Below are 12131 nucleotides of genomic sequence, written 5' to 3'. Positions count from 1 at the left end.
AGCGGATGAGGCGTATGTCACGCCGAGGGTTCACGATTGCGGCAGCCGCGATGGTGGCGGGTCTCACAGCCGCGGGGGACGCGGCCGCCGTGCCCCGGAGGGCGCCGTCCCGCCGGGAACTGCGGGGCATGTGGCTGGCGACCGTCGTCAACCGCGACTGGCCGTCGAAGCCCGGACTGCCCGCTGCCGAGCAGCGCGCCGAACTGATCGGCCACCTCGACACGGCCCTGCGGCGGCGGCTGAACGCCGTGGTCTTCCAAGTGCGCCCCACCGCCGACGCGTTGTGGCCCTCGCCGTACGAACCGTGGGCGGAGTGCCTCACCGGCGTGCAGGGCAAGCACCCCGGCTGGGACCCGCTGGGCACGGCCGTGGCCGAGGCGCACAGCAGGGGCCTCGAACTGCACGCCTGGTTCAACCCCTTCCGCATCGCCAACCACACGGACCCCTCGCGCCTCGTCCCGACGCACCCCGCGCGGCTGCACCCCGAGTGGGTCGTGCCCTACGGCGGGAAGCTCTACTACAACCCCGGTCTGCCCGAGGTGCGGCGCTTCGTCCAGGACGCGATGCTCGACGCCGTGCGCCACTACGCGATCGACGCGGTGCACTGGGACGACTACTTCTACCCGTATCCGGTCGCCGGGCAGGTCTTCGACGACGACGAGGCCTTCGCGCTCCACGGCGGCGGTTTCCCGGACCGTGCGGCCTGGCGGCGCGACAACATCGACCGCCTGGTGCGCGAGATGGGGACGCGGATCAAGAAGGCGCGCAAGCACGTGCAGTTCGGGGTCAGCCCGTTCGGGGTCTGGCGCAACGCCTCGACCGATCCGCTCGGTTCGGACACCCGGGCGGGCGTGCAGACGTACGACGATCTGTACGCCGACACCCGCGGCTGGGTCAAGAAGGGCTGGCTCGACTACATCTGCCCGCAGCTCTACTGGAACATCGGCTTCGCCGCCGCGGACTACGGCAAGCTGCTGCCCTGGTGGGCCGATACCGTCAAGGACACGGGCGTACGCCTGTATGTGGGCGAGGCCCTCTACAAGGCGGGCGACCCCGCGCAGGCCGCCCCCTGGCAGGACCCGGCCGAGCTGTCCCGCCACCTCACGTACGCCAAGAAGTTCCCGCAGGCGCGCGGCCATGTGTACTTCTCGGCGAAGGAAGTGGGCGTGGACAAGATCGGCGCGATGGCGCGGGTGGTCGCCGACCATTACCAAAAGCCGGCCGAGCCGCCCCGCTGACCGGCCCCGCGCCCGGAAGTCAGGAAGCCGGGTCCTGATGCCGTACGACGGTGTCGGGGCCCGGTGACATCAGCGTCTCGTGGCCGTCCTCGAGGCGGACGCGGTACGGCGGGCCGCCGTCCGGGCCGAGCACCTCGACGACCTCTGCGATCCGGTCGTGCTGGCCGACGACCCTGCCGTGCACCACCAGCTTGTCGCCTACGGTTGCGCGCATCTGGAGCGACCTCCTCGTCCCACCGTGCGGTTGCTTTCCGTGGCCGTCAGTCTACGTCCGGTGGCCGGACCTTGGGCCCGGCCGTCGGCCGCTAGCCGCGTGCCCGTTGCGTGACCGCGATGCACACGAGGACGGCGGCGGCGGTCAGCGGCGCGGCGATCGTGAGGTGCTCGCCGAGCAGGAACACCGACCAGACCAGCGTGAGCAGTGGCTGCGCGAGCTGGAGCTGGCTGGCCTTGGGCACGCCGATCGCGGCCATGCCGCGGTACCAGACGACCAGGCCGAGGAACTGCGAGCCGATGGCGGCGTAGAGCAGCCCCGCGGTGCTGTGCCCGGTGAGCTGGAAGGACTCGTGCTGGAGGGCGAGGGCGGCGCCCGCCAGGGCGAGCGGCAGGCACAGGACCAGCGCCCAGCCGATGACCTGCCAGCCCGGCATCTCACGGGCGAGACGGCCGCCCTCCGTGTAGCCGGCGGCGCAGACGAGGAGCGAGGCGAAGAGGTACAGGTCGGCGGTCGACAGGGCGCCGCCGCTCTGCTGGACCGTGAACGCGATGACCGCCGCCGCGCCCGCGATGGCCGCGGCCCAGAACGTCCGCGAGGGACGGGCCCCGGTGCGCAGCGCCGACAACACGGCGGTCGTCAGCGGGAGCAGTCCGACGACCACGGCCGCGTGGGCGGTGGTGGAGGTCTGCAGGGCGAGCGTGGTGAGCAGCGGGAAGCCGACGACGACCCCGGCGGCGACGACCGCGAGCCCGGCCCAGTGGCGGCGGGCGGGCAGCGGAACGCGCAGGGCGAGCAGGGCGCCGCCCGCGATGACCGCGCTCAGTGCGACGCGCAGGGCCACGAACGACCAGGGGCCGATGCCCTCCAGGCCCCAGGCGGTGGAGGGAAAGGTGAGCGAGAAGGCGGTGACGCCGAGCGCGGCCATGACGGTGCCTGCGCGGCGTGAGCTGTCCTGCGGGATCCCGGCGGCCGCGGGGACCGCTATCCGGCTCGGGCGAGTAGCGCTATCCTGTGCTGTCATGCAAGAGAGTAGCAGTGTGGGCGAGTTGGCAAAACAGTTGCGGGCGGAGCTGGACCGCTACTCACCCGGAGGAAAGCTGCCGTCGAGCCGGTCTCTGGTCGACCGCTTCAAAGTCAGTCCCGTGACGGTGTCGCGGGCCCTGGGGCAGCTGGCCGCCGAGGGCCTGGTCGTCACGCGGCCGGGCGCCGGTGTCTTCCGTGCCGAGCCGCAGGCCGCCGCCGCGCCCTCGGGGGACACCTCGTGGCAGGAGGTGTCGCTGAGCGCCGACGCGGCTACGGAGCTCGTGCCGCGGGCGGTGGACGCCTCGGGGGTCCTGGTCACGCTGGCGGCGCCCTCGCACGGCGTCATCGAGTTCAACGGCGGCTATCTGCATCCCTCGCTGCAGCCCGAGCGCGCGATGGCGGCGGCGCTCGCGCGGGCGGGGCGGCGGCCCGGTGCGTGGGGAAGGCCCCCGATCGACGGGCTCCCCGAGCTGCGGGAGTGGTTCGCGCGGGGCATCGGCGGCGCGATCACGGCCGCCGAGGTGCTGATCACCGCGGGCGGCCAGAGCGGGCTGACCACGGCGCTGCGGGCTCTTGCCCCGCCGGGAGCGCCGGTCCTCGTCGAGTCGCCCACGTATCCCGGCATGTTGGCCATCGCCCGCGCGGCGGGCCTGCGGCCGGTCCCGGTGCCGGTGGACGAGGACGGCGTACGCCCCGAGCTGCTCGCCGCGGCGTTCAAGGCCACGGGGGCGCGGGTGTTCGTCTGCCAGCCGCTGTTCCAGAACCCGACGGGAGCGGTGCTGTCGGCCGAGCGACGCCCGGAGGTGCTGCGCATCGCGCGCGAGGCCGGGGCTTTCGTCATCGAGGACGACTTCGTGCGCCGCCTCGTCCACGAGGACGCGGGGCCGCTGCCGAGGCCCCTGCAGTCCGACGACCCCGACGGAGTCGTCGTGCACGTCTGTTCGCTCACCAAGGCCACGTCGCCGAGCTTCCGGGTGAGCGCGCTCGCGGCCCGTGGCCCGGTCCTCGAACGGCTGCGCGCCATCCAGGTCGTCGACCACTTCTTCGTGCCGAGACCGCTCCAGGAGGCGGCGCTGGAACTGGTCGGCTCCCCGGCCTGGCCGCGCCATCTGCGGCGCGTGGCGGGCGAGTTGAAGGACCGCAGGGACGCGATGGCCGCGGCCCTGCGCCTGAACCTGCCCGAACTCGCCCTGCCGCACATCCCCGCGGGCGGCTACCTCCTGTGGCTGCGCCTGCCCGACGGCACGGACGAGTCGGCCCTCACGGGCGCAGCCCTCCGCGCAGGCGTCGCGGTCGCCCCCGGCCGCCCGTACTTCGCGGCCGAACCCCCGGCGGCACACCTGAGAATGAGCTTCGCGGCGGTCGCGGGACACGGCGAGATCACCGAGGGCGTACGGAGACTGCGCGCGGCGTTCGACGAGGTGCGGGGGGCTTCCCGCTGAGGCGGGTTGCCTTGCTGGTTGGTCGCGAGGCTGGTGGCTCGTAGCTCTGGTGAGGCCTTGACCTGCGCAGCCGTGCCCTTCACGATCACCGCATGTTTGTTCGCGTCTCGGCGGCCGAGGGCCGCATGACTGGTGGGGGCCGGCCGTGAGCCCGGCATGGCCGGGGGAGGCCCTGCCCGAGGAGTTCGGCGCTGCCTGGCAGCGGCTCGACCCGGCGGCCCGGCGCTGCCTCGAACTCGCCCACCGCTCCCTGCGTGGCGGCGGGCTCGCGGTCGGCGCAGTGCTCACCGACGAGGCGGGGGCGATCGTCACCGAGGGACGCAACCGGGCGTACGACCCTCCGGGCGGGGACGACGTCCTCCAGGGGACGCCCCTCGCGCACGCGGAGATGAACGCGCTGGCGGGCGTGCGTACGGAGCGGGAACTGGGTGGTCATGTCCTGTGGAGCAGCCACGAGCCGTGCGCGATGTGCGCTGCGGCGGCCGCCTTCACGGGGGTCGGGACGGTGCGGTACGTCGCGCGTGACCCGTGGGCGCTGGCCACCGGGCAACCGTCGTCGTCGGCGGAAGCCTTGGGGGATCTCGCCTGGGAGACGTGTGCCAACGTCCTGTTCCTGCGCGGCATCGTGCAGCTGCGCGGCGCCGGGCATCCGACCGTGCGGAACAACGCGAGGATCGCCCCGGAAGCCGTGCGGATCGCTACCGGGCCGGATTTTCCGGAGACGGCGGACGTGGCGGAGTTGTGCGCGGCGCTGTGGGGTCGCATCGCGTGTATGCCGTCGTGAGGATCAGGTCCTTGGTGGGGCCCGCCACCCGCCAGCGTGTCAGCCAGTGCCGGTCGTCGTGTACCTCGAACTCGCCCCGGTAGAGGTCGAGTCCGCACGGGTGGTCGGCGGTGTGGCTGCCGGTGCGCAGGTCCAGGTCGTGGAAGGGGCGGCCGTCGGCGAACTTCACGTGCGCGGTGGCCGGGTCGTCGCCCGGCAGGTAGCGCAGGGTGCGTTCGGCGGGGCGGGGAGTGCCGCGCCAGGTGAAGGTGCCGGACTCGTGGCTCAGGAGGCCGCCCCCTTCGGCTGGGGAGAACACCGTGGTGCCCGAGAAGTGGCCCTCCGCGTTGCCCGCCACATCCCGCGCCGTCCGCTCCACCTGCCAGGTACCGGCCAGGAAGGCCAGCAGATCCGGCACGCCGTGCGAGGCCTCGCTCATCGCGCCTCCTGCGGCACGCTTCGGGCGAGCCGCAGCTCACAGGCGCCCCGCGCGTCCCGGAACGGCGGGACGACCTCGGAGCGGTTCGGCGGTTCCGGGCGGAGGCGGAAGCCGGCCGCCGTGAGCGGGGGGATCAGACCCGTCCCGGCGCGCGACCGCGCGAAGTCCGGCGGCCGCCACGGCCGGTACGGCACCACGGCCGCGGCGTCAGCAGCTTCATCCGGAAAGGGCACGCCTCGCAGGCTACGCCGCCTCCCGCCCGGCTTCCGGCCCGCCTCCTGCCCCAGATATCTACTTGTCGACGAACCCGAGGCTGTTCTCGTCGTACCGGGTCCCCGCGACCGCACCCGCCGGTGCCGCCGCGTCGATCGCCGCGAGTTCCTCCGCGGACAGCTCGACGGCGAGCGCGCCCAGGTTCTCCGTGAGGTACTTCTCCCGGCGCGTGCCGGGAATCGGCACCACGTCCTCGCCGCGGTGCTGCACCCAGGCGAGCGCGAGCTGCCCCGCGGTGATGCCCTTCTGCTCGGCGAGCGTGTTGAGGGTGGCCACGATGGGGAGGTTCCGCTCCAGGTTCCCGTCGGCGAACCGCGGCTGGGTACGGCGCATGTCGCCTTCCTGGAGACCGTCGACCGAGGTGTAGCGCCCGGTCAGGAAGCCGCGCCCGAGCGGCGAGAACGGCACGATGCCGATGCCGAGCTCCCGGCAGACCGGCGCGATCTCCGCCTCCAGGTCCCGCGTCCACAGCGACCACTCACTCTGCAGCGCGGCGATCGGATGCACCGCGTGCGCCCGGCGGATCGTGCGCGCGCTCGCCTCGGAGAGCCCGAGGTGACGTACCTTCCCGGCCTCGACGAGCTCCGCCATCGCGCCGACGGTCTCCTCGATGGGCACGTTCTGATCGACGCGGTGCAGGTAGTACAGGTCGATGTGGTCGACCCCGAGCCGCCGCAGCGAGGCATCGCATGCCTGTCGTACGTAGGCGGCGTCGCCCCTGATCTCCACCGGCTCGCCGAGGCGGTTGGCGAAGCCGAACTTCGTGGCGAGAACGGCCTGCTCGCGCCGGCCGGCCAGCGCACGCCCGATCAGCTCTTCGTTGTGCCCCGCGCCGTAGAAGTCGGAGGTGTCGAGCAGGGTGACGCCGAGGTCGAGGGCGCGGTGGAGCGTCGCGATGGACTGCGCGTCGTCCGAGGCGCCGTACGCGTGACTCATCCCCATGCAGCCGAGCCCCTGCGCCGAGACGGTCAGTGCGCCGAGACGGCGGGCGGGAACGCTGGTCATGCCGGTACCTCCAGGTGGAGCAGTGTGCCCTGATGCGGGCGGACGGCTCCGACCCTAGGAGCTGGAGTCGGCTCCAAGTCAAACCATTTCGGCGGGCCTTGAGGTGTTTCCGGCTTACACGGTGTCCCCGGCTTACACGGCTTTCCCGGCGTTCACTTCTGGTCCGCCGCCGCGTACAGCGCCGCCACGTCGATCTTCTGCATGCCGAGCATCGCCGCCATGGCGCGCTGGGCCCGTGCCGGGTCGGGGTCGGACACGAGTTCGTCCAGGGCGGCGGGGACGACCTGCCAGGAGAGACCGAACTGGTCCTTGAGCCAGCCGCAGGGGCCTTCCTCGCCGCCTTCGGAGAGCTTCGTCCAGTAGTGGTCGACCTCTTCCTGGTCGGCACAGTCGATCGTCAGGGAGAGCGCCTCGTTGAAGGTGAACTGGGGGCCGCCGTTGAGCGCCAGATGCGGCTGGCCGTCGAGCTCGAACTCCACGGTCATCACGGTCCCGGCGGGCCGCGGCCCCGCGTCGCCGTAGTGGGTGACGTTCGTGATCTTCGAGTTCGGGAAGACGGAGACGTAGAACGTGGCGGCTTCCTCGCCCTGTGTGTCGAACCAGAGGGTGGGCGTGATGCGAGGCATGACTCTCTCCTGTCGTCGGGCGGGTGGGCGCGGTCGTCTGGCTGTCTCTCTGTCTCTCTGTCTGTCTGTAGTGACCCTCGCCCTCGCGTGAACTCATCGCAGGTGGGCGCCCCGATTCTTCGTTGCATAAAACTGCGGCTGGACGTATAGTCATGCCATCTAGGAGGAGGGTTCCATGGCGGTACGCGCAGCAGTGGCAGGAGCGAGTGGGTACGCGGGCGGTGAATTGCTGCGTCTGCTGCTCGCCCACCCCGAGGTGGAGATCGGCGCCCTGACCGGCAACTCGAACGCGGGCCAGCGCCTGGGTGCGCTGCAGCCGCACCTGATGCCGCTCGCCGACCGTGTCCTGGAGCCGACCACCGCCGACGTCCTCGCCGGTCACGATGTCGTCTTCCTCGCCCTGCCCCACGGCCAGTCCGCCGCCGTCGCCGAACAGCTCGGCCCGGACGTCCTCGTCGTCGACATGGGCGCCGACTTCCGGCTGACGGACGCGGGCGACTGGGAGAAGTTCTACGGCAGCGCACACGCCGGGACCTGGCCCTACGGCCTGCCCGAGCTGCCGGGCGCCCGCGCGGCCCTCGAAGGGTCCAAGCGCATCGCCGTGCCCGGCTGCTATCCCACGGCCGTCTCCCTCGCACTCTTTCCCGCGTACGCCGCCGGGCTCGCCGAGGCCGAAGCGGTGATCGTCGCGGCTTCCGGGACCTCGGGCGCGGGCAAGGCGGCCAAGCCGCACCTGCTGGGCTCCGAGGTGATGGGCTCCATGTCGCCGTACGGCGTGGGCGGCGTCCACCGGCACACTCCGGAGATGATCCAGAACCTCTCCGCGGCCGCGGGCACCCCCGTCACCGTCTCCTTCACGCCCACCCTGGCCCCGATGCCCCGCGGCATCCTCGCCACGTGCAGCGCGAAGGCGACGGACGGCACCACCGCCGAGTCCGTGCGGGCCGCGTACGAGAAGGCCTACGCGGACGAACCGTTCGTGCACCTGCTCCCCGAGGGGCAGTGGCCGGCGACCGCCGCCGTGTACGGCTCGAACGCCGTGCAGATCCAGGTCGCGTACGACGAGGCGGCGGGGCGCGTCATCGTGATCAGCGCCATCGACAACCTGACCAAGGGCACCGCGGGCGGCGCCCTGCAGAGCATGAACATCGCCCTCGGCCTCGACGAGGCCACCGGGCTCTCTACGATCGGAGTCGCGCCGTGAGTGTGACGGCAGCTAAGGGATTCACGGCGGCGGGCATCGCCGCCGGGATCAAGGAGAACGGCAACCCGGACCTGGCCCTCGTGGTCAACACCGGGCCCCGCCTGGCCGCCGCGGGCGTCTTCACCTCCAACCGCGTCAAGGCCGCCCCGGTCCTCTGGTCGGAGCAGGTCGTCAAGGGCGGGCTCATCTCCGCCGTCGTGCTCAACTCCGGTGGCGCCAACGCCTGTACGGGCCCGCAGGGCTTCCAGGACACGCATGCCACCGCCGAGAAGGTCGCCGAGACCCTCGACCTGAACGCGGGCGAGGTCGCCGTCGCGTCGACCGGGCTCATCGGCGTCACCCTCCCCATGGACAAGCTCCTGCCGGGGGTCGAGAGCGCGGCCGGTGAACTCTCCGAGCACGGCGGCGAGAAGGCCGCCATCGCCGTCAAGACCACGGACAGCGTGCACAAGACGGCCGTGGTCACCCAGGACGGGTGGACGGTCGGCGGTATGGCCAAGGGCGCGGGCATGCTCGCCCCCGGGCTCGCCACGATGCTCGTCGTCCTGACCACGGACGCGGACCTGGAGTCCGACGTCCTGGACAAGGCGCTGCGGGACGCCACGAAGGTCACCTTCGACCGCGTCGACTCGGACGGCTGCATGTCCACGAACGACACGGTGCTGCTTCTCGCCTCCGGTGCTTCTCAAGTCGCCCCGGAATACGCCGAGTTCGCCGAGGCCGTCCGGGCCGTCTGTGACGACCTCGCCCGCCAGCTCATCGGCGACGCCGAGGGCGCGAGCAAGGACATCCGGATCGAGGTCGTCAACGCCGCCTCCGAGGACGACGCCGTCGAGGTGGGGCGCTCCATCGCCCGCAACAACCTCCTCAAGTGCGCCCTCCACGGCGAGGACCCCAACTGGGGCCGCGTGCTCTCCGCCATCGGTACGACGAAGGCCGCCTTCGAGCCCGACCAGCTGAACGTCGCGATCAACGGCGTATGGGTCTGCAAGAACGGCAGCGTCGGCGAGGACCGCGACCTGGTCGACATGCGGTACCGCGAGATCAAGATCACCGCGGATCTGGCGGCAGGCACCACCGAGCCGGTCGTGATCTGGGCCAACGACCTCACCGCCGACTACGTCCACGAGAACAGCGCGTACTCCTCATGAGCGGCGACACGACCGGCAATATGAGCGGCGATACGGACAGCGCCACGAGCGGCAATCCGACCGCGCGGAAGCACACCGCGCTCCCCAAGGCGCAGATCCTCATCGAGGCGCTGCCCTGGCTGACCAGGCACCGCGGCAAGACCGTCGTCATCAAGTTCGGCGGCAACGCCATGGTCGACGAGGAGCTGAAGGCCGCCTTCGCGCAGGACGTCGTCTTCCTGCACCACGCGGGGCTCAAGCCTGTCGTCGTGCACGGCGGCGGACCGCAGATCAGCAAGGCCCTGGACCGGCACGGCATCGTCAGCGAGTTCAAGGCGGGCCTGCGCGTCACCACCGAGGACGCCATGGACGTCGTACGGATGGTGCTCGCGGGACAGGTCCAGCGCGAGCTGGTCGGCCTGCTCAATCAGCACGGCCCGCTCGCCGTCGGCCTCACCGGCGAGGACGCGCACACCATCACCGCCACCAAGCACCAGCCCCGCATCGAGGGCGAGTTGGTCGACATCGGCCGCGTCGGCGAGATCACCGAGATCGACACCGGCGCCATCGAGGCGCTGCTCGCGGACGGCCGTATCCCGGTCGTCAGCTCGATCGCCCGCTCCCAGGACGACGGACATGTCTACAACGTCAATGCTGATACGGCGGCTGCGGCACTTGCGGCTGCGCTGGACGCCGAGACCCTCATGGTCCTCACGGACGTCGAGGGCCTCTATGAGGACTGGCCGAACAGTGACGAGGTGATCAGCCGCCTGACCGCGAAGGAGCTGGAGAAGCTCCTTCCCGAGCTGGCGAGCGGCATGGTCCCGAAGATGGAGGGCTGTCTGCACGCCGTGCGCAACGGCGTCGAGACGGCCCGCGTGATCGACGGGCGGGTCCAGCACTCGATTCTCCTGGAGATCTTCACCGACGAGGGCATCGGCACGATGGTCGTACCGGACGCGCCTGAGGACGACATGGAGGGGGAAGCGGCATGACCGGCAACGAGGAGCTGACCCAGCGCTGGCAGGACGCGCTGATGGACAACTACGGCACGCCCAGGCTGCCCCTCGTCCGCGGCGCGGGCAGCAAGCTGTGGGACGCCGACGGCAAGGAGTACGTCGATTTCGTCGGCGGCATCGCGGTCAACGCCCTCGGCCACGCCCACCCGGCGGTCGTCGAGGCCGTCAGCACCCAGATCGCCTCCCTCGGCCACGTCTCGAACCTTTTCGTCGCCGAGCCGCCGGTCGCGCTCGCGGAGCGGCTGCTCCAGCTCTTCGGGCGCGAAGGCCGGGTGTACTTCTGCAACTCCGGCGCCGAGGCCAACGAAGGCGCCTTCAAGATGGGCCGCCTGACCGGGCGTTCGCACATGGTCGCCACGGACGGTGGCTTCCACGGCCGGACGATGGGGGCGCTCGCGCTCACCGGACAGCCCGGCAAGCGGGAGCCGTTCCTGCCGCTGCCCGGCGATGTCACGCACGTCCCGTACGGCGATGTCGAGGCCCTGCGGGCAGCGGTCACCGAAGAGACCGCCCTCGTCATCATCGAACCCATCCAGGGCGAGAACGGCGTCGTCGTGCCGCCCGCGGGCTACCTCAAGGCCGCCCGCGACATCACCACGTCCACCGGAACCCTCCTCGTCCTCGACGAGGTGCAGACCGGAATCGGCCGCACCGGCCACTGGTTCGAGTACCTCGCGCACGAGGGAGTCCAGCCCGACGTCGTCACACTCGCGAAGGGGCTCGGCGGCGGACTGCCGCTCGGCGCGACGGTCGCGTTCGGTGCGGCGGCCGAGCTCCTCAAGCCCGGCCACCACGGAACGACGTTCGGCGGAAACCCCGTGGCATGCGCCGCGGGCCTCGCGGTCCTCGACACGATCGAGGCCGATGGACTCCTGGACAACGTGAAGCGGGCGAGCGAGCGGCTGCGCGACGGAATCGAGTCACTCGGACACCCGCTCGTGGGCCATGTCCGGGGTGCGGGCCTCCTGCTGGGTATCGTGCTCACCGAGCCGCTGGCGCCCCAGGTGCAGCAGGCGGCTCAGGACGCCGGCTTCCTGGTGAACGCGCCCGCCCCCGATGTCGTACGGCTGATGCCGCCGCTGAACGTGCGCGACGACGAGGTGGACGCGCTGCTGCGGGCTCTGCCCGGCGTGTTTGACCAGGCCACCGTGGCCAACGGGGACGGACGATCCGGAGAATGAGACGACGATGAGCCAGGCGCAAGGCAACGAGCACGCGGAACACCCGGATCACGCCGGGCCCGCCGTGCCGCAGACCCGCACCGCACGCCACCGCCGGATCGTGGACATCCTCAACCGGCAGCCCGTGCGCTCCCAGAGCCAGCTGGCGAAGCTGCTCGCCGACGACGGGCTGACGGTCACCCAGGCGACGCTCTCCCGCGACCTGGACGAGCTGAACGCGGTCAAGATCCGCAACGCCGAGGGCGACCTCATCTACGCGGTGCCGAGCGAGGGCGGCTTCCGCACGCCGCGTGCGCCGCTGGGGGAGTCCGCCAAGGAGGAGCGGATGCGCCGCCTCTCGGCGGAGCTCCTGATCTCCGCCGAGGCCTCGGCCAACCTCGTCGTCCTGCGCACGCCGCCGGGCGCCGCCCAGTTCCTCGCCTCGGCGATCGACCAGGCGGAGCTGCATGACATCTTGGGGACGATCGCGGGGGACGACACGCTGATGCTGATCAGCAGGGAGGCTACTGGGGGGCAGGCGCTGGCGGATCACTTGCTGCGGCTGGCTTCGAACGAACACTGAGTTTCCCCG

At 71.6% G+C, this 12131-nt stretch carries 14 protein-coding genes; 8 read left to right on the top strand and 6 right to left on the bottom strand.

The window, feature by feature from the left end:
• The first annotated feature begins 5 nt into the window (after positions 1-5).
• Positions 6-1238, top strand: a complete 1233-nt coding sequence (locus ACIBCK_RS19850; protein WP_399391884.1) for a glycoside hydrolase family 10 protein — start codon at positions 6-8, stop codon at positions 1236-1238.
• 19 nt (positions 1239-1257) lie between these two features.
• Here the strand turns inward: ACIBCK_RS19850 and ACIBCK_RS19845 are convergent, their stop codons facing one another.
• Both ACIBCK_RS19845 and ACIBCK_RS19840 read right to left on the bottom strand, forming a co-directional pair.
• The gene (locus ACIBCK_RS19845; RefSeq protein WP_399391882.1) at positions 1258-1452 is read right to left on the bottom strand and encodes a DUF1918 domain-containing protein; all 195 of its coding nucleotides are present in this window, start codon (positions 1450-1452) and stop codon (positions 1258-1260) included.
• A 91-nt stretch (positions 1453-1543) separates the two neighbouring features.
• A complete protein-coding gene (locus tag ACIBCK_RS19840) occupies positions 1544-2476 on the bottom strand; it encodes a DMT family transporter (protein WP_399391881.1) in 933 nt (310 codons plus the stop codon).
• Between ACIBCK_RS19840 and ACIBCK_RS19835 the strand changes: the two genes are divergently transcribed.
• Both ACIBCK_RS19835 and ACIBCK_RS19830 read left to right on the top strand, forming a co-directional pair.
• Positions 2475-3920: a PLP-dependent aminotransferase family protein gene (locus ACIBCK_RS19835; RefSeq protein WP_399391879.1), complete on the top strand. Its 1446-nt coding sequence runs from the start codon at positions 2475-2477 to the stop codon at positions 3918-3920. The two genes, ACIBCK_RS19840 and ACIBCK_RS19835, sit on opposite strands and share 2 nt — an antisense overlap.
• A 145-nt stretch (positions 3921-4065) precedes the next feature.
• Positions 4066-4704: a deaminase gene (locus ACIBCK_RS19830; RefSeq protein ID WP_399391877.1), complete on the top strand. Its 639-nt coding sequence runs from the start codon at positions 4066-4068 to the stop codon at positions 4702-4704.
• Here ACIBCK_RS19830 and ACIBCK_RS19825 read toward each other — a convergent pair.
• The 4 genes from ACIBCK_RS19825 to ACIBCK_RS19810 form a co-directional block, all read right to left on the bottom strand.
• Positions 4619-5122: a DUF6314 family protein gene (locus ACIBCK_RS19825; protein ID WP_399391876.1), complete on the bottom strand. Its 504-nt coding sequence runs from the start codon at positions 5120-5122 to the stop codon at positions 4619-4621. The two genes, ACIBCK_RS19830 and ACIBCK_RS19825, sit on opposite strands and share 86 nt — an antisense overlap.
• Complete coding sequence (locus ACIBCK_RS19820; RefSeq protein ID WP_399391874.1) at positions 5119-5355, bottom strand: hypothetical protein; 237 nt, start codon at positions 5353-5355, stop codon at positions 5119-5121. The genes ACIBCK_RS19825 and ACIBCK_RS19820 overlap by 4 nt, the downstream gene beginning before the upstream one ends.
• Positions 5356-5413: 58 nt before the next feature.
• Positions 5414-6400, bottom strand: a complete 987-nt coding sequence (locus tag ACIBCK_RS19815; RefSeq protein ID WP_399391872.1) for an aldo/keto reductase — start codon at positions 6398-6400, stop codon at positions 5414-5416.
• Positions 6401-6552: 152 nt separating this feature from the next.
• Positions 6553-7026, bottom strand: a complete 474-nt coding sequence (locus ACIBCK_RS19810; protein WP_399391871.1) for a VOC family protein — start codon at positions 7024-7026, stop codon at positions 6553-6555.
• A 175-nt stretch (positions 7027-7201) separates the two neighbouring features.
• On the opposite strand from ACIBCK_RS19810, the gene argC reads away from it, so the two are divergent.
• From argC to ACIBCK_RS19785, 5 genes are read left to right on the top strand one after another with little or no spacing between them, the layout of a single operon-like run.
• On the top strand, positions 7202-8230 hold the full coding sequence (argC, locus tag ACIBCK_RS19805) for an N-acetyl-gamma-glutamyl-phosphate reductase (protein ID WP_399391869.1): 1029 nt from the start codon (positions 7202-7204) through the stop codon (positions 8228-8230).
• Positions 8227-9381 (top strand): bifunctional glutamate N-acetyltransferase/amino-acid acetyltransferase ArgJ, encoded by a 1155-nt coding sequence (gene argJ, locus ACIBCK_RS19800; RefSeq protein ID WP_399391867.1) that lies wholly within the window; start codon positions 8227-8229, stop codon positions 9379-9381. Before argC ends, argJ begins: the two co-directional genes overlap by 4 nt.
• Before the next feature lie 20 nt (positions 9382-9401).
• Entirely contained in the window at positions 9402-10355 is a 954-nt protein-coding gene (gene argB / locus ACIBCK_RS19795; RefSeq protein ID WP_399392295.1) for an acetylglutamate kinase, read from the top strand.
• Positions 10352-11560 carry an acetylornithine transaminase gene (locus ACIBCK_RS19790; RefSeq protein WP_399391865.1) on the top strand — a complete coding sequence of 403 codons (1209 nt, stop codon included), beginning with the start codon at positions 10352-10354 and terminating at the stop codon, positions 11558-11560. Before argB ends, ACIBCK_RS19790 begins: the two co-directional genes overlap by 4 nt.
• A gap of 7 nt (positions 11561-11567) precedes the next feature.
• Positions 11568-12122: an arginine repressor gene (locus ACIBCK_RS19785; protein WP_160503870.1), complete on the top strand. Its 555-nt coding sequence runs from the start codon at positions 11568-11570 to the stop codon at positions 12120-12122.
• Positions 12123-12131: the final 9 nt, after the last annotated feature.

This window comes from Streptomyces sp. NPDC051218 (assembly GCF_044455475.1).
GTDB lineage: Bacteria > Actinomycetota > Actinomycetes > Streptomycetales > Streptomycetaceae > Streptomyces.
Note: the sequence above shows the minus strand (reverse complement) of the source record. Positions and strands in the feature narration are given on the sequence as shown.